Raw genomic sequence first — 21189 nt, 5'->3', positions numbered from 1 at the left:
AGATTCAGGCCCCTTGGTTATTCATTTTTTTCTAATTTGGTTATTTTTCCAGAAATGTTAAAATCTGTTAAATAAATGTAAAGAATAATAAATGTAAAAAAAAAGGAAAAATCTTAATTAATTCACAAAGCGCTATAAATCAAGTTATTGTATTTTATACACTAAGTTACAATGCAATACTATTGTTACACAAGTACATCCTTTTGTTTTTTATATCAGGAACGTTTCCCAAAATTCAGTGTGCATTGTCAAATATTCCGCAAATAGGTCCAAATAAGCTAAAAGCTCCTTATATTTGTTGTTGATGAATGTAAGTAATTTATTAGAACGGGCGCTCCGATTTGAGTTCCTATCCAAGGAAGAGGGTGTTTTTTTATATCAAAATGCACCTACAGCTGATTTGACTTTCGTAGCCAATGAATTGCGTAAGATACAAGTGCCACATGGTAAAGTAACCTGGCAGATCGACAGAAATGTCAATACCACCAATGTGTGTATTGCAAATTGCAAATTTTGCAATTTTTTCCGTCGCCCTGGTCATGAAGATAGCTACATTACCGATATTGAAAGCTACAAACAAAAGATAGAGGAAACTTTTAAATACGGTGGCGATCAACTGCTGCTGCAAGGTGGCCATCACCCGGATTTAGGTATTGAGTTTTACAAAAACCTTTACAAGCAATTAAAGGAACTTTATCCTACGCTAAAACTACATTCTCTCGGCCCACCTGAAATTGCGCATATTTCCAAATTGGAGAACATGAGCCATATTGAAGTTTTGACGCAATTGAAAGAAGCAGGACTAGACTCGCTACCTGGAGCGGGAGCTGAAATTCTCAATGATCGTGTGAGACGTCTTATATCAAAAGGAAAATGCGGTGGTAAAGAATGGCTAGATGTTATGCGGGCAGCCCATAAAATTAATTTACCAACTTCTGCCACCATGATGTTTGGTCATATCGAAACGATAGAAGAACGTTTTGAACATTTGGTATGGATTCGCGAAGTACAGGATGAAAAACCTCAGGAATCCCATGGATTTATTGCGTTTATCCCTTGGCCTTTCCAAGATGATGGTACCTTATTGAAAAGACTGCGCGGTATTACCAATAATGTAACGAGCGAAGAATATATTCGCATGATTGCCTTAAGCCGCATTATGCTTCCTAATATTAAAAATATACAAGCTTCCTGGCTCACCGTCGGAAAGCGCACAGCGCAATTATGTCTGCACGCTGGAGCGAACGACTTCGGCTCAATTATGATTGAAGAAAATGTCGTTTCGGCAGCAGGTGCACCACATCGGTTTACGTCAAAATCTATACAGGAAGCTATTTTGGAAGCTGGATTCAGCCCACAACTGCGAACACAAAAGTATGAGTTCCGTGAGCTACCAGCCCATATGGTCGAACAGGTCATTAACTATTAATACGATACATTGAAAGACGTCATAAGAAATATTGAAGCAATTATATTTGCTTCTGCGGAAGGAATAGATCTTGCCGATATCAAACAGATTTTGCAGGAATCCTTAGCCATCGAAGTATCCAGGGAAGAGCTACGTGAGTTGATTAAAAAAATTGAAACGAAGTACCAGGATGAAGACTATGTACTCGAATTACGCTATATCAACAACGCCTATCAGTTTTTGACAAAAGCTGTTTATCATGAATCGATACAACAGCTCCAAAATCACAATAACAAGCGAAAACTAAGTCAATCAGCACTAGAAACACTCGCAATCATTGCCTACAGACAACCGATAACAAAATTAGAAGTAGAGCAGATTAGAGGTGTAAGCTGTGATTACTCTATTCAACGATTACTGGAAAAGAAGTTGATCAAAATTGCGGGAAAAGCAGATAGTATCGGAAAACCTTTACTTTATGCAACAAGCCAGCAGTTCATGGATCACTTCGGAATCAATGGTGTGAGAGATCTCCCTCAATTGAAAGACATCGTTACCGAGGACAATGCGATTGGCGAAACAAATGAATAAATAAAATAAAATAAATTTTTATTTTCAAAATACAATTCAACATACTGATTAACAGAAAAATAAAGCTTAATATTTTTTTTAAAAAAAGTTTTAAAAAATAGTTTTCTTCTCTAATTTTACAACATTGAATAAGAAACAATAAAGTATTATTTTATGAACACGGCAACTTTAGCTAACGAAGATCTTGAAGAAGTAAAATTCGCATCTTTCAACGGTCCTGATGACGATGATGATGATTTCGATGATGATTTCGATTTACCTGAAATCGACTCGATTGGAGGATTGGATGACTTCGATGATGACGATGAATTTTAATATTTTAGTGCGATATAACACTACCTATTAAAACACCAGAGTATCATTAAAAAATAAGGCGTTCAATTTGATTGAACGCCTTATTTTTTACTTTACTTGATCGATTAATTTATGTAATTCCATCTTGGGAATCATGCCGCTTTGTCGCCATACCTGTTGGCCATTTTTGAACAACACGAAAGTAGGCACGCCACTTACCTTATAAATCGAAGCAATTTTTGGATTCTTATCCACGTCAATCTTAATGATAGACAAATCATCTTGATAAAATTCCTTTACATCCTGTAAAATCGGCGCCATAGTCTGGCAGGGACCGCACCACGTCGCAAAAAAATCCACCAAAACCAGCGAATTTGATTGAATAATCTGGTCAAAAGTAGCCATTATTGATTCTCCTTTACTTCTTCTTGCAATGCCTTATACCCACCTTGGATATTGCATATATGTTTAAATCCTTTAGCACTCAAAATAGATACAGCCACTGCACTCCTATAACCTGATTGACAGTGTACATACAGCTGTTGATTGTCTTTTTTAAGCGTAGAACCAAAATTAACGAAATCTGTTAATGGAATATTCATTGCATTGTCAATATGTCCATTACCAAATTCTTTATCTGTTCTTACATCCACAATATGACCTTGATCTGATCTTTTCCTGAATTCTCCTGCACTGATATTACGCAACGAGACTACATCTTCGCTAGCTTTCCAAGTTTCAATGCCGCCTTCTAAAACCCCAATAATATGGGTATAACCCAACTTTAATAAATGATGATAAACCGTATCTTGACTATCTATATCTGTAATCAATAAAAGCTTTTGGGCTTTATTGGGAAACACTTGCGCCAAAAAGTGATCAAAAGGACCTTTAAAGCCTATATTTATAGATTTAGGTACAAATCCTTGTAGGAATATATCGCCAGGTCGCGTATCAAGAACTTGGATAGCTGTTTCACGACGCAATTTTTTAAATTCTTTGAACGTTAATCGTGGTAAATCTGAAGCGGGTTGCGACATCTCGACCCGATGACTCTTCGATTCTGCATGCAATTGCATTTGACCATTAAACAGTGCTAAACAAACCCCACATAATTTGATAAAAACTCTACGCATATATTTTACTATTTAAAAGGAATAAGCAGCTTTTCCAATTCCTCAATTTTACCATTGTATATATTTAAGTCCACATTGCCCTGAATCCCTCTGACAGTACCTTTTTCAGAAAATTGCCAAAAAGCCCAATGGTCTTTGGGGTTCTCAACCCAAAAGTTATAATTTGCAATCCACAACGTATAAGCTGCAAATTCCTTTTCCAAAAAGTCACTATAAAACTTATCTCCGGAGTAAAGAATGGGTTTTACTTTGTAGTGGGCTTCGACTTCTTCAAGCCAACGTTTTAGCCCGACTTTCAAGCTATCCATCGATTGTTGTTTTGGATGCTCCTCAATATCCAAGACCGGTGGAAGATCGCCAGACTGTAATTTAACCTTCCGAATAAAATTCTTCGCTTGCTTGACCGAGTTCTCATTGGGTCTAAAATAATGGTAGGCGCCTCTCAAAACTGCCCTATTTTCCGTTTTACTCCAATTTCGACTAAACTTATCATCAATTCCTTTTTCACCCATTGTCGCCCTGATAAACACAAAATCTATCGGAAAATGATCATTGATTGTGCTTACCTTTTGCCAATCTATTTCTTCCTGATAGGTAGACACGTCTATGCCAAACACCTTATCATCGTGCTTGCTCATAATCTCAATATTACGAATATCATATTTAGCTTCCTTCGTCAGAGACTTGTCTTTGGAGGTAGCCACGCGAAAATAGTATATAATTCCAGCCCGATAATGCCACACAACAAGACAGAGGAAAAGCACCAGCATTCCTGCTATCATCCAAATCCACTTTGTTCCACGAACCTGACTTCCTTTTGTACTTGTTTTCTTTCTTTTTGATCGCTGTTGTACCATAGCACGATGAAGTTACGGCAATAGCAATTAACTCGCAAAATTTTCGCAACAATTTATATTTTTGTGTATGATCGTATACAACCCCAAAGACTGGCTTTCGGCAACTTTCAAATTGCATAAATCAGATACCTTCAAAAAGTTACTGCCATTTCTTGTTTTGATAGCGTTTTATTCCTGGATGATTGCCTTTCTTGAATTGGAATACCTCAAACTAAATGAAAAGAGCTGGGTCAAAAACATTACCATTGTCCACAACCTACTCGGTTTTGTTATATCGCTTTTACTGGTATTCCGAACAAACACGGCCTATGACCGCTGGTGGGAAGCCCGAAAACAATGGGGTACATTGACCAATGTTAGTAGAGCATTTTCGTACAAACTAAATGCCATGCTGGATGTAGATGACAAAGTGAATCGTAGTTTTTTCAGAAAGGCAATCCCCCTATTCGCAGAGACACTATACGATTTTTTAAGATCGGATTACACCAAGTTTATGCTCGACGAAAACGAACACCCTAAGTTAAAGGCTTTGGACAGTAAAAAACATGGTCCGAACCAAGTTTCCACCATGATCTTCCACAAAATCAATGATCTATATAAAGAAGGAACTATAAGTGGTGATCAGCTTATTATCCTTAATGAGGAAATTATTACCATGACACATGTTTGTGGAGCTTGTGAGCGTATTAAAAACACCCCAATACCATTAGCATATAGTGCATTTATCAAGAAGTTCATTATATTCTATACCATGACCCTTCCAGTAGGTTACGTTTTTTCCATCGGTTACTTTGTTGTGATTGCTGTACCATTTATCTTATATGTTTTAGCATCTCTTGAATTAATTGGTGAGTCCATTGAAGAGCCATTTGGTATCGACCAGGACGATTTACCGATCGACAAAATTGCGGCCAACATCAGGAAACACTGCCATGAGATTATCCCTGCATAGACTTTTTTAAAAACAATCTAACTCATTTTCAAACGCTAAGACTAGCTATAGAAAATAAGTTTTGTAAATCTATTCGAAATTTCTACTTTTGTCGCGGAGAGTTGGCAGAGTGGTCGAATGCGGCGGTCTTGAAAACCGTTAACTGTCACAGGTTCGGGGGTTCGAATCCCTCACTCTCCGCAGAAAAAGCCTTTCAGAAATGAAAGGCTTTTTGCTTTTGCCCCTTTATTCTCCCCCATCAAAAGATCAATTTTCTTATAGTACCATTCCATTCGAATTATCAGAGCGTTACCTACAAGAAAACAACATTTCCCTCAAATCTTCCTGGTCACATGTACTCTTTTTCACTTTTTTCATTCTTTTATGTAATAATCTGTAATTCATAACATCTAATAGGCAGAATATTCTAGAAAACCATAATTACTAATTTTAAATTCAATTCTTATGAAAACGATTGTTCTTCGTATCAATAAAGATCTACCGAACTATTTATGCCATTCCACCAAAGTCGGTATTTCAATACTTTTACTTATGATGTACGGATCGGCATTTGCACAAAAAAAATATGATTTTCAGGTCAGTATCTATGGAAAAGGAACACCGATCATTCTTATTCCAGGATATAGTTGTAGTGGAACCGTATGGACAGAAACTGTAAATCACTTAAAAGACAAATACGAATGTCACGTGCTTACACTTCCTGGCTTCGCAGGACAAGCAGCTATTAAAGAAGCATTGCTTGAGACTATGCGCAATGAAATCATAGCATATACAGAGGCAAAAAAATTGCAAAATCCGATTCTTCTAGGCCATAGTTTAGGAGGCTTTTTGAGTCTCTGGATCGCAAGCACCGCACCTTCGCTATTTCAAAAAGTTATCGTTGTGGACGGAGTACCGTTCTACCCGGGCATGCAGAACCCAAATACAAGTGTAGAGGAAGTGAAAAAGTTTGTCGATAAAGATGCACTTATCACACAATTTACTTCGATGGGAGACCAACAACTTAGTGCGTATGCTAAAAATATAGCACGACAGCTGGTAACTGACTCTATAAAAGCCAAAACAATAGCCGAATGGCAAGTACAGAGCGATAGAGTTACATTAGCATCTGCTTTTTATGAAATGATGACGACGGATATCCGTCAGGATCTTGCTAAAATTACCATACCCGTTTTGGTACTGGGTAGTAAGTACGAAACGCTGGAAAAATCACAGCAGATTCTTTCCGAACAATATAAGTATGTAAAAAAGCTAACTTTACACAATACCAACAGTAAGCATTTTATTATGTATGATCAGCCAATATGGTTTTTTAAAGAACTAGACACATTTTTAAAATAACCCGATGACCAACAAAGAAAACTTTGAGATTATTTACAAAGAATATGCGCCGGCCATCCGCAAGTTATGCCTCAGTTATACCGGAGACCGAGATAATGCCGAAGATTTAATCCAAGAAACCTTCATTACTGTATGGAAAAAACTCGACAGTTTTCGCAACGATGCCAAATTAAGCACCTGGATCTACAGAATAGCGATCAATAATTGCTTGACGAGTATGCGAAAAAAACATCAACATTTAAAAAAAATGACCGACAAAAGCTGCATCGAAATACCAGAGGAATCATCGTCTGAAAAAGTACAGCAGATTGATCTATTGTACAAATGCATCAGCAAACTAAAAGAAGCTGATAGGGTACTGATCACATTGGTATTAGATGAAAAACCTTATGAGCAAATAGCAGAAATTACGGGAATTACAGAGAATAATCTCCGTGTAAAAATCCATAGAATTAAAAAGGAATTAACCGAAATTTTCCATAAATATGCAAGACTTTAACGATTTACAACATCTTTGGAAACAGGATAGCAAACAAAATATCTTGCCCCCAAAACACCTGAATAAGGCCAAAAACTTTCGTCAAGAATTAATAAGGAAAGAAATAGCCGGTGCTGTTTTATTGCTTGCAACAGGATTAATTATTCTTGCTCTGGCATATTTCCTTGATTTTAGGCATAAAACGCTCACATTGTACACAGCGATGTTTATCGTATCGTTCCTTTGTTTTATACAGGCATGCTTAATGTTGACCACTGCACGTAAAGTCAAACAGATCAACGAAGCAGCTTTACCTACCGAGCATTTACAACAGTGGCAAGAGTTTGACTCCTTTCGAAAGAAAAGAATTCATTGGAATATGCCGATTTATCATCTACTTCTCGGTATAGCGATCTCGATCTATCTTCGGGAAATCCTAGCGGGTGCTAGTTTCCACTATTATTTACTGACTTACCTTCCAACCTATAGCTGGATTCTATTTTCCTACTTTTATCTGGGTAAAAGACAACTCGCTAAAATTGACCGATCAATCAACGAAGTTATTTTTGAATTACAGGAGTTAGAACGACAGTTCGGGAATTGAAAAATCGGATCATGTTTGCTCCTTAAGAATACGTTCATGATTACATTTTTAATTGCAATAAATAACCTAAAACAAGATTATGATCCCATCTAAAGCGGACATATCGTCCAGGGCAGAGTCCGCTATCTCCAATATGACATCGGAAGGTGGTCAACCCCTAAAAATAACCAACTGGTATTCAGCTACATTTCTATTTAAGAGTGCTAAAACTGCTTTTAAACAAATAAAAATGTAAAATAAGTTTTGTAATTCTACACAAAATTTCTACTTTTGTCGCGGAGAGTTGGCAGAGTGGTCGAATGCGGCGGTCTTGAAAACCGTTAACTGTCACAGGTTCGGGGGTTCGAATCCCTCACTCTCCGCAGAAAAAGCCTTTCAGAAATGAAAGGCTTTTTGCATTTTAGCCCAATTTATCCCCTTACTCTTCTTAAGAACTTACCTCAAGTTTATATCCTTTGCCACGTATAACCGTAATTTTGATATTCGGATCAAACTCCAATTTTTTTCTAAGTTTTGATATAAACATATCTAAACTGCGTCCAACAATAATTCCCTCATCTTCCCAAATTTCTTTTTGCAGCCGTGTTCGCGCTATCGTTTGGTTAGGAGACAAGGCGAAAATATGTAACAAACGGGTTTCCGTTCCAGTGAGATCTATGGTGTTTTCATTAATGACCATTTCTCGCTCCTGCGGATTAAACAAAACGGCCCCAAAGGTTAAAATACTGTTATTTTGATCGTCTAACACAGTGCTTCGCCTCCGATCCGATTTCAAAAAAAAGAATCCAGCAAATGCTAAAAACAACAGGATACCAAGAAAATAGTTATTCGCTGCTGTATTTATCCCGCTAGGTTTAAATTTAATATTGATCATGTAACATCCTTTAGGTTGTACTCTACCTCTACAAGCAATAATATCATCTTTTTTATTATGGGAAATAGCATATCCATAAGCTACACTCGAATTGCCACAGTTGAGGACGTTAACGACATAATCACGGGCAAGAGGATCATTGACCAACAGGCGCTGAATAGCACTCACCAGTGAGTCTGGTTTAAAGGTGATTTCATTCTCAAACCTGATCTGATATTCATTTTCTTGAATCTTTTCTATCGGAAGTACCCTTGATCTACTGTCTCCAGACTGCGTAAGCAGTTCATCTCCTATCCTCCTAAGCAAAACTTCCCTCCTAGCGCTATCAAAATCGTCTGTTCCAGTCATATCAAAAGCAACAAAGGCCATCGCAATAAACAAGAGTATTATGCCGCCATACAAGTACTTGCGGTTCCCTGAGAAAATATTTCGGCTTTCAGACATACGATTTACAATTTATTTACAAAGATTACATCACTATTTACAATCTAAATCCCTCTATATAAGTATCATCAAAGTAATTTTGTTACATCACTCTAAAACAGATGCGCGAAAAAAAGTTTGAACGGATCTAATTTACTGGGATAAATCTAATGTTCATTAAACTTTTAAAAATATGAAAAAAATTATCTACGTATTGGTTTTACCGCTCGCTATAGGAAGCGGCTTGGCCTTTGCCAATCGCGAAATCAAAAATGAAACCTTAAACAAAACGGCGCCGAATTCACGCACTCCTACTGAAATGACCGCCGAAATAAATAAATGGGAAGCGAGCCCCAATGGTATAAAATTCAAAAAATGGAAAGAATCTCCCGAAGGTATAAAAGTACTTGACAATGCTGGGAAAATAAAGAATGAAATAAAGAATTCTACCGACATAGAGGCGGTTGTAACTTCTCTTTACCTTCCACTAGGTGCACAGTTAGGTTTCGGAGTAATGGTTAGGATTAATCGTGAAGACTATATTCTAAGTTTTGGTCTGGAAAATTCTAATGAATTTCAACAATTGAAAAGTCTGAAGGTAAACGACAAAATAACGATAAAAGGTCGTAGTGTCATGTACGCACCTAAGTATTCGTATCCAATAGTAGCGGGCGACTATGTACAAAGAGATAACAAAATAATTTATAAACGCATCCCTAGCCAAGGCGGTTGCTAAGTAACTTACCCACCACTCCGCAAGAAAAGCCTTTCAGCATTGAAGGGCTTTTTTGCACACCATTAGAAAAACTTCTACAGCCTAGCAAGCGCCCTAAATTGATTGAAAGGACAAAATGACCAGTGAATTGGTCAAATCGGATAAACAACGAACAAACTAAAACATAACATAAAAAAACTGATTATCAACAATTAAGAAAAAAACACAGAAAATACTTGAGAAAAACCGCAGTTTAAAAAAAAATACTGTGGAATCCATTCTTCTCTGACATCATAATAGTGAGTAACAACAACGTGTTAACCTAAAAATGACGATCATGGCAGAATTAAACCAAAAAACGCAAGAAACGGGAAAGAAAAAAATAAGAAGCAGAAAAATGGCTCCTAAAGTAGATTTAACAGCCATGGTAGACCTCGCATTTCTTCTCATTACATTCTTTATGTTGACCACAACATTAAATAAACCATCTGCAATGGATATCGCCATGCCGGACAAAAGTAAATCAGATGTAGAAAGTTCGGTTCTTATTGATGAAAACCGCACGGCGACGCTCATTCTTGGCGAAGGAAAATTCATGTGGTATCATGGGGATTTCAAAAAACCGATCAGCTCTTCAAAAGTACCGGTAGATATCGAGAAAGGGCTCTCAGGCGTTATTGCACAGTTAAAAGCTAAGATAAGCACTATGCCCAATACAAAGGACATGATTGTACTGATCAAGCCTAGCAAAGAAGCGCGCACAAAAGATATTATTCAGACGATAGATCAATTGAAGGGCCAGCATATCGCACGTTATGTGATCAGTAAAACGCAAATCGAAGAAGAAAAGCAATTGCTCGCTATAATCCAGTAACATTGATTTGAGCGATGTCCTATCCATACATTGTAACAACCTATTGAACGAGCTTTTCATAGGTAAAATCAATTATTGTCATCAAAAAACATGGGAATGATTTCTATCTGATGAAAATAGACAGTAACAAGTTTACCGAAAGGTCGTATGATCGATCTTTCGGTAGGTTCCAGCCCAGTACGGTAAATTATCTTTTATCCAGATTGTTCCAATAACGTTCCACATTTTCTTTTACCTCAACCGGTAGGGACGCATAATTATCGGAAAACGTTGTTTGACTATAACCATCTACTTCCTCCGCACGGAGACGGTAAAACTTATTCTTATAAAGAACTAGACCAATACAGCTAAGCTGCTTTTTTAGGTCATCCTTGGGATGCCTTGAATAGATAAATAATGCATCCAATTTACCATCCTTATCGGCATCAAAAAATGCCTTTCGAGATTCCCAAATCGACGTAACGATCCCTTCTTCGGATATCAATTCATCAGCCACAAGCTGCCACATTCCTTCGATCTGCTGAAATTGTTGTACATAAAGTTTGTCGGGATCGGCACCCCGTTCCTCTTTTGAAAACACTATATAATTATCTTCTTTTGGAGTTTGAATGCGTTCCACTTGTAACACACGCTTCCCCTTAAATGGAAAACCAGAAGATTGAAAATTTTCCTTATTGATCGAAATTGTTGTAACCTGCGCCTCAACAGCATAAAATCCCATCGATAATAGGATTAAAAGAACGTATTTTCCCATATGTTTTTCCCTTAGTATTGAGTCAATTTACTGACAATAAAAGAGAATTACAATATTTCAACGAGACATCTTTACATCCAAGTGATGCGATTCTCCATAAATGTCACTACATTTAATCTAGATAAACATCATGAAGAAGCTTTTGATTCAGCTATAGGTCTTTATTCATGAGCTTAGATCATACGCGATGAAACAAGATATTCAAACACTCGATGACATTAAAGTATTAGTAGATCAATTTTATACGACGATACGTAACGATACTTTGCTCGGACCTATTTTTAAAGAAAGAATCCAAGACAATTGGGCAATGCATCTTGAAAAGATGTATAGTTTCTGGCAGACTATCCTACTGGATGAACATCGTTATTTTGGCAGCCCCTTTCCACCTCATATTAATTTACCCATTGATGCGCAACATTTTGGTCAATGGCTCAAATTATTCGAAGCAACAGTAGATGGCTTATACAGTGGACAAAAGGCCGAAGAAGCCAAATGGCGTGCGCAGAAAATGGCCCAAATGTTTCAGTTCAAACTGGAATATCTGCACGCCAACCCCAACAAGAAACCATTGATCTAAAGTTAGCCTACAAAGCCTACTTGATGGTATTGTTAAATAAAAAGAAAAATTAATCCATAAAAAAAGCCCTTGGAAACTTCCAGGGCTTTTTTAGTTGATGTGATTCAATTTATGCTTTTTCTTCCTTTAAGGAAGTAGAATCTTTTTTGGATTCCTTTTCTTCGAAACCTGAGCGTAAAATTTCATCCCATAAGGAAGAACTCACTCCAAAACCCTTTTCTGGATCAGAATAATGGTGCAACATATGGTGCTGCTTGATCCGTTTGAAAATACCGCTTTTAAAATTAGCATGGTGCATCGCATAATGACATTCGTCATAGATCAAATACCCCACCATAAAACCTGAGAAAAAACAGGCTAAGATAAACTCATTCGAAAAAAACAATGTAAAACCAAGATAGACCAAAAGAGCTAGTGGAATACTCGCTGACAACGGCATCACCAAACGCATACGGTCTCTTGGGTAATCATGATGCACACCATGGAAAATAAAAGCGATTCGCTTTCCCCATTCCGATGTCGGATGAAAATGAAACACCCAACGATGTAACGCATATTCAAAAGCAGTCCAAAAAGCTAAACCAAAAATAAAATACCCAATGTAGGTTAAAAAGGAAATCTCTCCCCAAACTAGCGCTTTATACGAAAAGAAAACAACCACGGGTACATAGAAAATCAAAGGTACACTCCAATGCACTTTCGTCAAAGACTCTAAAAAGTCATTCTTGAACATGCGCGTAGATTCCGTAGAATTTGAAACATAATTACGCTTTGCCATAATACTATTTTTATTATTCCCTCACAAAAATAAGTATTTTAAGCACAAATGAAGAAGGTTTCTGATGAGAAAAACAAAATAACTGACCTTTTTAATAAAAAGGTTAAACAATAATCATTACCCCAATCAAGCTAAACCCTTTTTATTTCATCTATTACCTCAAATTTCCACTCTTTTCTATAAAATCAACTAAAATGAACTCGCACTAAAATTGACAAATCCAAGACAGTTTACTTATTTAAAGTTGACTGTTCCGCCGGCCATTTTCTTTTCTACACGTTGTTCTGGTTTTCCATAGACATCAATGACACCGCCACCACGTGTTTTGGTTTCGATGGAATCAGTAACATAAACATCTGCTTTACCGCCACCATTCACAGTGACCGTCGTGATACTCGTCTTAAAATCTTTTCCTTCATATTTGCCGCCAAAGTTTGAAATGATCTCCTGTTTATTTGCCTTTCCATACAAAGCGATTGTAGCCCCTGAGGTCACTTTAATTTCAGCTGTTTTTACCGCTGTATAGAGATCGACCAGACCACCTTCTGAAGCATAAACTTTTAAGTGGTCAGCAGCAACTGGATTATTTGTAGTTGCAAATACCTTGGCTCCTTTTTTTGCTTCTACATTGTTCAAACTCTTGTAATATACCTTCACAGAGATATTCCCCCCTTGCAGCATATTCAACGTATTCATTTTCAAAACCAACGATCCATTTGTGTTGACGACCTTAACATTCTCATGGTTCTGTCCTTCAAACGTCACCAAGGACTCGTCGGATTTAATCAGCTCCACCTGAATCTTGTCCGTCGCTACAACCGAAGAAAAATCGCCAACATTTTGCTTCACCTGCCCAAACCCCATTTGGGCAATTAATAAAAGAATTACACTGACTCCTAAAAATTTCATATTTACTTGACTTTTTATTGTAGTTCGTCAAAAAATAAGCCAATTCCTATTAAGAACAATATTTTTAACCTATTTTGACATAAAAAAGGCGCCCTATCTAAGGGCGCCTTTATGATCTATTTTTTCAACCTATGCTTATAGTTTGCTATTAACGTCTACTGCATTCAAATCAGCGAATGCTTCTTTCAGACGAGCAACAAACGTTTCTTCACCTTTACGTAACCAAACGCGTGGATCGTAATATTTTTTATTTGGAGAATCAGCTCCTTCTGGATTACCGATCTGACCTTGCAAATAATCATGGTTTTTCGCTTCATAAGCTCTTACACCATCCCAGAAAGCCCATTGCATATCCGTATCAATGTTCATTTTGATCGCACCGTATGAAATCGCTTCTGCAATTTCTTCAGGAGAAGAACCAGAACCACCGTGGAATACGAAGTTTACGGGCTTCTCAGCAGTAAGATTATATTTCTCACGAATATATTCTTGAGAATTATGTAATATAACTGGTTGCAATTTCACATTACCTGGTTTGTAAACACCATGAACATTACCAAATGCAGCTGCCACTGTAAATTTGTCAGATACTTTAGACAATTCTTCAAAAGCGTAGGCAACCTCTTCTGGTTGGGTATACAGTTTTGAGCTATCCACATCCGAGTTGTCAACACCGTCTTCTTCACCACCTGTAACACCCAGCTCGATCTCCACTGTCATACCAAGTGGTTTCATACGCGCTAAGTATTTAGCGGAAATCTCAATATTTTCTTCAATTGGCTCTTCCGATAAATCCAACATGTGAGAAGAGAACAATGGTTTTCCATGTTGCGCAAAGAATTTCTCGCCAGCGTCCAACAAACCGTCGATCCAAGGTAAAAGTTTCTTAGCTGCGTGATCTGTATGCAGAATAACTGCTACACCATAATGCTCAGCTAATAAATGAACATGTTGTGCTGCAGATACCGCTCCCAATACGCAAGCTTGTAAATTATCGTTGTTCAAGGTTTTACCAGCGTAGAATTGCGCTCCACCATTTGACAATTGAATAATTACAGGAGAATTTACTGCTTTCGCAGTTTCCATAACCGCATTGATAGAGTTTGTTCCGATAATGTTTACCGCAGGCAAAGCAAACTTATGTTTCTTCGCAACCTCAAACAACTCTTGTACTTGATCTCCTGTCAATACACCTTTAAAATCTTTTAGGCTCATATTTCTGTTATTGATTTATTTTAATCTTTCATTAAACTTGAAGCTACTAAATTATTAAAAATTATTATTACTTCCTAATTTTTATAGTGTACTAAATACACTATCATTTCACATGGGATATAGAATGTTAACAAATCATAAAACCCTGATTGTTCAATTGAATAGGAATTTTCCGGCTGCTCCTTTTTTCAATGGCATTGACAACAAAATATCCACAATTATCCTTAAATCACAGATAAGACACCATAGAAATATGAATTATTTTAAAAATTGTATCGGGATTGATTAAATTTGGATTCACCAAATTGTCACTATTATGCTACAGGTATACGGTATCAAAAATTGTAACACAGTAAAAAAAGCACTTACATGGTTGGAAGACAATAATGTTCCCTTTCAATTTCATGACTTCAAAAAAGAAGGCGTCAGTGTGGATAAATTAAAAGAATGGGAAAAACAAGTAGACTGGCAGGCTCTAGTGAATAAAAAGGGAACTACATGGAAAAAGTTATCTCCGGAAACTCAAGAGCAAGTCATTGACAGTGATAGTGCCAATAAAGTACTTCAGGAAAATACAAGTATGATTAAACGTCCTGTTATTGAATACAACAAAGGTATATTACTCGGTTTTAATGAAGCAGAGTACGTAACAAATTTAAAATAGTTCCACAATGCTTCCCGGAATGGAGGTTCTAAAAAGCCTCCAATTATCCAAAATAAACCTTTAAGGTCACTTTCTATCCCTTTTATTATAAAACGTCGTTTGCGTTTTTTTTGGCTCAATGTACTTTTCATTGTATATTGGAGCAAATAAACATAATTTAAGTAGACGTATGATGAAAAGAATTGCACTGGCTTCTTTAAGCCTTGTTGCGTTGAGCTATGCTTACCCAGCCTTTGCACAGGAGAAAACATCCAATTACAGCTATACAGAGGCCTTTGCACCCTTGTTTTTTAAAAATAATGGCAATGAATATCGTTCCGCAGCCGGAAAACCGGGCCCTGCCTACTGGCAAAATGCAGCCGACTATAAAATTCAGGCTTCCCTGAACGATCAAAATGATCAAATTACAGGATCTGTCGAGATTACCTATAGCAACAATAGTCCAGACAATATGAACTATCTGTGGTTACAATTAGATCAAAATATGTTTTCACAACATGGCCGCGGTCAATTGATCTCCCCCTTGACCAACAGCCGTTACGGTGATGGCAACTCAACTTTTGATGGTGGATATCAGATACAATCTGTTACGGATGTAAACGGAAATACGATCGAACATATTATTAACGATACCCGCATGCAGCTTCGACTTCCTGCTGCGTTAAAGAGCAAGGGCGGAAAAATAACTTTTAAGATTAAATACCAATACACAGTTCCTAAATACGGTGCGGACCGTACAGGTATACTTGACACAAAAAACGGAAAAATCTATGCCATTGCACAATGGTTCCCAAGACTGTGTGTCTATGACGACATTAGAGGTTGGAATACCCTTCCTTATACAGGACCGGGAGAATTCTATCGTGAATTCGGAAATTACCAGGTTGAGATCACTACTCCGGCAAACCACATGGTTGTATTGGGTGGTGAATTGTTAAACCCACAGGAAGTATTTACAGCTGAACAACTCAAGCGATATCAACAGGCACAACGCAGCGACGAAACCGTGATCATCCGCTCCGCCGAAGAAGTTAACGCAAAAAACTCCAGGCCTGACAAGAAAACCTTAACCTGGAAATATCAACTTAATAATGCGCAAGACATTGCTTGGGCATCCTCTACGGCATTTATATTAGATGGCGCGAAGATCAATCTACCGAGTGGAAAAAAATCCCTCGCTTTGTCTGCCTATCCAATTGAAAGTAACAGTAACAATGCCTGGGAACGCTCGACAGAATACACCAAAGCCGCAATTGAAATCTATTCAAAAAGCTGGTTTGAGTATCCTTACCCTGTAGCGGTCAATGTAGCCTCCAATGTCGGTGGAATGGAATATCCAGCTTTGTCGTTCTGTGGCAATCAGGCCAAAGCAGGATCTCTTTGGGGTGTTACCAACCACGAGTTTGGTCACAATTGGTTCCCAATGATTGTCGCATCCAACGAACGTGAACATGGCTGGATGGATGAAGGGTTCAATACATTTATTAACGAACTCGCAACAAAAGAATTCAACAATGGCGAATATTACCGTAATCAGGCGAGCAGATCGTACATCTTTACTGCCCGTAATCTTGAACCGATCATGAGTACCCCGCAAAACATGAAAGAACGTAATATTGGTGCTTTGGTCTACTATAAGCCAGCTTATGGACTGAAATTATTGCGAAACGAAATCATCGGTCCTGAACGTTTCGATTACGCCTTTAAAAAGTATATCCAAGAATGGGCTTACAAACACCCTACTCCGGAGGATTTCTTCAAAGCCATTGAAAATGGTGCTGGTGAAAACCTAAACTGGTTCTGGCGCGGGTGGTTTGTCAACAACTGGCAAATGGACCAAGGTATAAAATCAGTATCCTATGTCAACAACGAGCCAAAATTTGGCGCACTTGTCACCGTGGAAAATCTCGAAAAATTACCGATGCCAGTTATTGTTGAAGCTACAACCGTATCGGGCAAGAAGATTCGAAAAAAACTACCCGTGGAAATCTGGGAAAGAAACGACGTATGGCAATTTAAAATTCCGACCACAGAGCCACTGCAATCTGTACAGTTAGATCCTGACATGGTCATGCCGGACAAGAACCCAGACAATAATTCGTGGAAAGCAAATTAGCAGATTTTCAAAATCTATTCGTTATTTTTGGCTAGAGAACGATCATGAACGTACGGCGTAAACAAAACGGCAAATACCCTGTTCATTCATAGATTGAAAATACATAACTATATTTATTCACATGAAAATCTTACAAACGATTCTAAGCTGCTTACTTATTACACTAATGAGTGGACATCTTGTTGCACAGGAAAAAACCAAGGGGATTATTATGGAACTTGTCAGCGGTGAGAAAATTGAGGCTGCACAAATTCAAAATTTAAGAACCAAGGCTGAAGTACAGACCAATAGAGATGGCTCCTTTGCAATTGACGCCAATGTTAACGACCTTTTGTTAATCAAGGCTGTGGGATATGAACAAGATACTGTTTTCATTTATGACACGAGCTTACGCAGAATCTATTTGAACAGAATGAATAATGTTATCGAACTCAGTGAAGTTGTCGTAGAAAGGATGACAGACAGTAGACTTGCTGCTGAAATCCAGCGCGAGAAGACTTTAGGAAAGTATTCCGACGCAAGTCAAAACCGCGGCGGAGTACGAATTTCTCCAAGCCGTATATTTAGCAAAGAGGGAAAACAAGCACGTTCAAATTATAAACTCTTAGTCGATGAACGTGAGAAAAGAGCAGTTGATCGCAAATTCACCGAAAATCTGATCAAAGAATTGACTCCGCTCAATGGTTCGGATCTAGCCCTGTTTAAAGAAAGATTTAGACCTTCCTATAAATTTATTCAAAACAGCAGCCAAGAGACTCTGAAAGTCTATATCATGGATAGCTATAAAAAATTTAACGAGAAAAAATAAAAAACAAACACTTTTATCACGTGATTGTCAGAAGGTTTTAAACTGTAATAATTTTTATTTCAGTTTAAAACCTTTTCTGTTACTTTGTGTTATAATTTAGAAAAATCAGCAGAGGATGTTACACAACTTGAGGTTCGCAACAGCATTACACATTATGGTTCTGGCACAGTTAGAAGAGTCAAATCAATGGCTTTCTTCTGAATATATTGCGTCAAGCATCCAAGTCAATGCAAGTGTGGTTCGCAAAGAAATTGCATCTCTTAAAACAGCATCTTTACTAACGAGTAAAGAAGGTAAGGGCGGCGGTATTCGTATAAATCCCGAGAATCCAACGATTACCTTGGCTGATATTTATATCAGCACCAAGCAAACCGATTTCGGCGGGAAATTTAACAGTCCCAATCCTGCCTGTGTTGTTGGCAAAAATATCAACTCCAAACTCCAGGATCTGTATCAGGAAGTCGACACTGATATTGTACAGCGTTTGGAAAAGATAACCCTGGCTGATTTTAGCAAAACATTTAATTAAAGGAAGCATGAAAGTAGCAGTAATTGGATCCACAGGATACGTAGGATCTCATCTCGTAAAAGAATTGGTAGACCGTAACTATGACGTAGTCGCCATCGCCCGCCACATCGAAAATATTCCATCGAGTGAAAAAGTAACCAAACTCCAAGTAGATATCAATGATAATAATCAATTGGTTTCTGCCCTAAAAGGTGTTGATGTTGTTGTTTCAGCTTTTAATGCCGGATGGACCAACCCTAATCTTTATGAGGATTTTACAAAAGGTGCATTGGCCATCCAACAGGCTGTTAAAGATGCCGGTATCAATCGTTTCATTGTTATTGGTGGTGCAGGAAGTTTATTGATTGATGGAAATAGACTGGTCGGTTCACCGGATTTTCCCAAAGAAATTAAACCTGGGGCATTAGCTGCAGCAGATTATCTGAATACCATCCAGAAAGAAGATCAACTTACCTGGACCATGTTTAGTCCCGCTATAGAAATGAATTCCCATGCTGGTGGAACACGTACCGGAAAATACCGCACAGGCCTTGATGCTCCCGTATTTGATCAGGAAGGTCGTTCTAGATTATCAGTAGAGGATCTTGCTGTAGCAATAGCAGACGAAATTGAGAACAAACAATTCCTCAATAAACGCTTTACAGCAGCGTATTAGTACCCAAACAAGCATTTGATTCAGATTTTATTACAAAAGGGAGGAGCAATCTTCCCTTTTTTCATTGAGATCATTTATATTTGACATTAATTAAACAATTGAAAAGCTAAATAATCGTAAAGAATTAATCCTATGCTATTTAAAAAATCGATTCCTCAACTCATTGCTGAAGCAAATGAAAATGGAGAACACACGCTAAAGAGGACACTGTCCAGCTCGGGCCTTATCGCCCTCGGGGTCGGGGCCATCATTGGGGCAGGACTTTTCTCCCTAACAGGGATTGCTGCTGCTGAAAATGCAGGGCCAGCTGTTATCCTATCTTTCATTATCGCAGCAGTAGGCTGTGGGTTCGCAGGTCTTTGTTATGCCGAATTTGCCTCTATGATTCCTGTTGCCGGAAGTGCTTACACATATTCCTACGCCACAATGGGTGAATTTGTCGCCTGGATTATCGGCTGGGATCTCGTCCTAGAATACGCACTGGCAGGAGCTACAGTAGCCGTCAGCTGGTCCCAATATTTCAACCAGCTCCTGATGATATTCCATATCCAGCTCCCCGATACCCTACTCAAAGGCCCTTGGGAAGGTGGAGTGGTCAACTTACCTGCTATCATTATTGTTTGTTTACTGTCGCTATTGCTCATGCGTGGTACACAGGAATCATCCCGTGTAAACAATATATTGGTTATCCTAAAAGTCGGTGTTGTATTGATTTTTATCGCCTTGGGATGGAGCTTTATCAATCCTGCAAACCACGATCCATTTATCCCTGTAAATGCAGGTGAAGAGCTTGTAAAAAGTGGACAACAAAGCTTCTGGTCATTTTTAAAGAGTGATGACTTCGGTCACTTTGGTATCAGTGGTGTATTGCGCGCTGCTGGGGTTGTCTTTTTTGCATTCATCGGCTTTGACGCAGTGAGTACAGCTGCCCAGGAAGCGAAAGATCCAAAAAAAGGTATGCCAATCGGTATCATCGGCTCGTTAATAATCTGTACACTTTTGTACGTTTTATTCTCTTACGTAATGACAGGCATCGAAAACTATACGATGTTCAAAGGTGACGCAAAACCTGTTGCGACAGCTTTTGCAAAAACTGGATATCATTTCTTAAATACAGCGTTGATTATTACGATTATTGCAGGATACACTTCAGTTATTCTCGTGATGTTACTTGGTCAGAGCCGCGTATTTTATTCGATGAGTAAAGATGGTTTGCTTCCAAAGATATTTTCAGACTTATCCAAAAGACAGACTCCTTGGAAAACAAATGCTATTTTCATGGTATTTGTAAGTATATTCGCAGGTTTCGTTCCAGTTTCTGACCTTGGCCATATGGTAAGTATTGGTACCCTATTTGCCTTCACTCTCGTATGTGTAGGTATTCTAGTACTGCGTAAAACAGATCCTAATTTGGAACGCCCATTTAAAACACCATTGGTTCCTTTCGTTCCAATCATGGGTATCTTGGTCTGTATTTTAATGATGGCTTCATTGCCAATTGAAAGCTGGGAGCGTTTAGCCGTCTGGCTTGCTATAGGCTTATTGATTTACTTTGTATACGGCAAAAAACATAGTGTCATTAGAAAACAACATCAGAACCAACAAAAGGTTGGTTAAACATAAAAAAGGCTTCT

General features: G+C 38.0%; 24 protein-coding genes and 2 tRNA genes. 18 read left to right on the top strand and 8 right to left on the bottom strand.

Features of this window, described 5'->3' with window-relative positions; genetic code table 11:
• The first annotated feature begins 304 nt into the window (after positions 1-304).
• The 3 genes from mqnC to B4N43_RS03135 all read left to right on the top strand — a co-directional run bounded on the left by mqnC (position 305) and on the right by B4N43_RS03135 (position 2314).
• Positions 305-1429 (top strand): cyclic dehypoxanthinyl futalosine synthase, encoded by a 1125-nt coding sequence (mqnC, locus tag B4N43_RS03145; RefSeq protein ID WP_075994034.1) that lies wholly within the window; start codon positions 305-307, stop codon positions 1427-1429.
• 9 nt (positions 1430-1438) lie between these two features.
• On the top strand, positions 1439-1999 hold the full coding sequence (gene scpB, locus B4N43_RS03140) for an SMC-Scp complex subunit ScpB (protein ID WP_075994035.1): 561 nt from the start codon (positions 1439-1441) through the stop codon (positions 1997-1999).
• Between the two features lie 153 nt (positions 2000-2152).
• Complete coding sequence (locus tag B4N43_RS03135) at positions 2153-2314, top strand: hypothetical protein (RefSeq protein ID WP_167450446.1); 162 nt, start codon at positions 2153-2155, stop codon at positions 2312-2314.
• Positions 2315-2401: 87 nt separating this feature from the next.
• On the opposite strand, the gene trxA is transcribed toward B4N43_RS03135, so the two are convergent.
• Genes trxA through B4N43_RS03120 form a run of 3 tightly spaced genes read right to left on the bottom strand, consistent with a single transcriptional unit; the run spans position 2402 to position 4286 of the window.
• A complete protein-coding gene (gene trxA, locus B4N43_RS03130; protein WP_075994036.1) occupies positions 2402-2698 on the bottom strand; it encodes a thioredoxin in 297 nt (98 codons plus the stop codon).
• Positions 2698-3429, bottom strand: coding sequence for a rhodanese-like domain-containing protein (locus tag B4N43_RS03125; protein ID WP_286732716.1), 732 nt, complete (start codon positions 3427-3429; stop codon positions 2698-2700). Before B4N43_RS03125 ends, trxA begins: the two co-directional genes overlap by 1 nt.
• An 8-nt stretch (positions 3430-3437) precedes the next feature.
• Positions 3438-4286: a glycoside hydrolase family 25 protein gene (locus B4N43_RS03120; RefSeq protein WP_286732714.1), complete on the bottom strand. Its 849-nt coding sequence runs from the start codon at positions 4284-4286 to the stop codon at positions 3438-3440.
• 67 nt (positions 4287-4353) lie between these two features.
• Here B4N43_RS03120 and B4N43_RS03115 point away from each other — a divergent pair, with 67 nt between their 5' ends.
• From B4N43_RS03115 to B4N43_RS03090, 6 genes are all read left to right on the top strand, one after another.
• Positions 4354-5238: a bestrophin family protein gene (locus B4N43_RS03115; protein ID WP_286732711.1), complete on the top strand. Its 885-nt coding sequence runs from the start codon at positions 4354-4356 to the stop codon at positions 5236-5238.
• A gap of 95 nt (positions 5239-5333) precedes the next feature.
• Positions 5334-5418, top strand: a tRNA-Ser gene (locus B4N43_RS03110).
• Between the two features lie 264 nt (positions 5419-5682).
• Positions 5683-6579, top strand: a complete 897-nt coding sequence (locus B4N43_RS03105; protein ID WP_286732709.1) for an alpha/beta fold hydrolase — start codon at positions 5683-5685, stop codon at positions 6577-6579.
• A gap of 4 nt (positions 6580-6583) precedes the next feature.
• The gene (locus B4N43_RS03100; RefSeq protein ID WP_286732706.1) at positions 6584-7078 is read left to right on the top strand and encodes an RNA polymerase sigma factor; all 495 of its coding nucleotides are present in this window, start codon (positions 6584-6586) and stop codon (positions 7076-7078) included.
• On the top strand, positions 7065-7661 hold the full coding sequence (locus tag B4N43_RS03095; protein WP_286732705.1) for a hypothetical protein: 597 nt from the start codon (positions 7065-7067) through the stop codon (positions 7659-7661). Before B4N43_RS03100 ends, B4N43_RS03095 begins: the two co-directional genes overlap by 14 nt.
• Before the next feature lie 277 nt (positions 7662-7938).
• A tRNA-Ser gene (locus B4N43_RS03090) sits at positions 7939-8023 on the top strand.
• A gap of 65 nt (positions 8024-8088) precedes the next feature.
• Here the strand turns inward: B4N43_RS03090 and B4N43_RS03085 are convergent.
• Positions 8089-8979 (bottom strand): winged helix-turn-helix domain-containing protein, encoded by an 891-nt coding sequence (locus B4N43_RS03085; protein WP_115046782.1) that lies wholly within the window; start codon positions 8977-8979, stop codon positions 8089-8091.
• A gap of 172 nt (positions 8980-9151) precedes the next feature.
• On the opposite strand from B4N43_RS03085, the gene B4N43_RS03080 reads away from it, so the two are divergent.
• Positions 9152-9694 carry a hypothetical protein gene (locus B4N43_RS03080; RefSeq protein WP_286732704.1) on the top strand — a complete coding sequence of 181 codons (543 nt, stop codon included), beginning with the start codon at positions 9152-9154 and terminating at the stop codon, positions 9692-9694.
• A 316-nt stretch (positions 9695-10010) separates the two neighbouring features.
• Entirely contained in the window at positions 10011-10547 is a 537-nt protein-coding gene (locus B4N43_RS03075) for an ExbD/TolR family protein (RefSeq protein ID WP_286732703.1), read from the top strand.
• A gap of 187 nt (positions 10548-10734) precedes the next feature.
• Here the strand turns inward: B4N43_RS03075 and B4N43_RS03070 are convergent, their stop codons facing one another.
• Positions 10735-11301 carry a hypothetical protein gene (locus B4N43_RS03070; RefSeq protein WP_088162826.1) on the bottom strand — a complete coding sequence of 189 codons (567 nt, stop codon included), beginning with the start codon at positions 11299-11301 and terminating at the stop codon, positions 10735-10737.
• A gap of 187 nt (positions 11302-11488) precedes the next feature.
• On the opposite strand from B4N43_RS03070, the gene B4N43_RS03065 reads away from it, so the two are divergent.
• The gene (locus tag B4N43_RS03065; RefSeq protein ID WP_088162827.1) at positions 11489-11881 is read left to right on the top strand and encodes a group III truncated hemoglobin; all 393 of its coding nucleotides are present in this window, start codon (positions 11489-11491) and stop codon (positions 11879-11881) included.
• Between the two features lie 109 nt (positions 11882-11990).
• On the opposite strand, the gene B4N43_RS03060 is transcribed toward B4N43_RS03065, so the two are convergent.
• From B4N43_RS03060 to fbaA, 3 genes are all read right to left on the bottom strand, one after another.
• Positions 11991-12659, bottom strand: coding sequence for a sterol desaturase family protein (locus tag B4N43_RS03060; RefSeq protein WP_286732700.1), 669 nt, complete (start codon positions 12657-12659; stop codon positions 11991-11993).
• A 234-nt stretch (positions 12660-12893) separates the two neighbouring features.
• Positions 12894-13568: a head GIN domain-containing protein gene (locus B4N43_RS03055; protein ID WP_088162828.1), complete on the bottom strand. Its 675-nt coding sequence runs from the start codon at positions 13566-13568 to the stop codon at positions 12894-12896.
• A 135-nt stretch (positions 13569-13703) separates the two neighbouring features.
• Positions 13704-14783, bottom strand: coding sequence for a class II fructose-bisphosphate aldolase (fbaA, locus tag B4N43_RS03050; RefSeq protein WP_046672381.1), 1080 nt, complete (start codon positions 14781-14783; stop codon positions 13704-13706).
• Between the two features lie 316 nt (positions 14784-15099).
• Between fbaA and B4N43_RS03045 the strand changes: the two genes are divergently transcribed.
• The 6 genes from B4N43_RS03045 to B4N43_RS03020 all read left to right on the top strand — a co-directional run bounded on the left by B4N43_RS03045 (position 15100) and on the right by B4N43_RS03020 (position 21172).
• Positions 15100-15447 (top strand): ArsC family reductase, encoded by a 348-nt coding sequence (locus tag B4N43_RS03045; protein ID WP_088162829.1) that lies wholly within the window; start codon positions 15100-15102, stop codon positions 15445-15447.
• A 169-nt stretch (positions 15448-15616) separates the two neighbouring features.
• Entirely contained in the window at positions 15617-17563 is a 1947-nt protein-coding gene (locus B4N43_RS03040; protein ID WP_237241809.1) for a M1 family metallopeptidase, read from the top strand.
• A gap of 121 nt (positions 17564-17684) precedes the next feature.
• Positions 17685-18371: a carboxypeptidase-like regulatory domain-containing protein gene (locus tag B4N43_RS03035; protein ID WP_075994047.1), complete on the top strand. Its 687-nt coding sequence runs from the start codon at positions 17685-17687 to the stop codon at positions 18369-18371.
• A 115-nt stretch (positions 18372-18486) separates the two neighbouring features.
• Entirely contained in the window at positions 18487-18900 is a 414-nt protein-coding gene (locus tag B4N43_RS03030; protein ID WP_088162831.1) for an Rrf2 family transcriptional regulator, read from the top strand.
• Between the two features lie 7 nt (positions 18901-18907).
• Positions 18908-19555 (top strand): NAD(P)-dependent oxidoreductase, encoded by a 648-nt coding sequence (locus tag B4N43_RS03025; RefSeq protein WP_286732695.1) that lies wholly within the window; start codon positions 18908-18910, stop codon positions 19553-19555.
• Positions 19556-19687: 132 nt separating this feature from the next.
• Complete coding sequence (locus tag B4N43_RS03020; protein ID WP_075994050.1) at positions 19688-21172, top strand: amino acid permease; 1485 nt, start codon at positions 19688-19690, stop codon at positions 21170-21172.
• Positions 21173-21189: the final 17 nt, after the last annotated feature.

The organism is Sphingobacterium sp. UBA1897, from assembly GCF_002337775.1.
In the GTDB taxonomy this organism is placed as follows: domain Bacteria; phylum Bacteroidota; class Bacteroidia; order Sphingobacteriales; family Sphingobacteriaceae; genus Sphingobacterium; species Sphingobacterium siyangense.
Note: the sequence above shows the minus strand (reverse complement) of the source record. Positions and strands in the feature narration are given on the sequence as shown.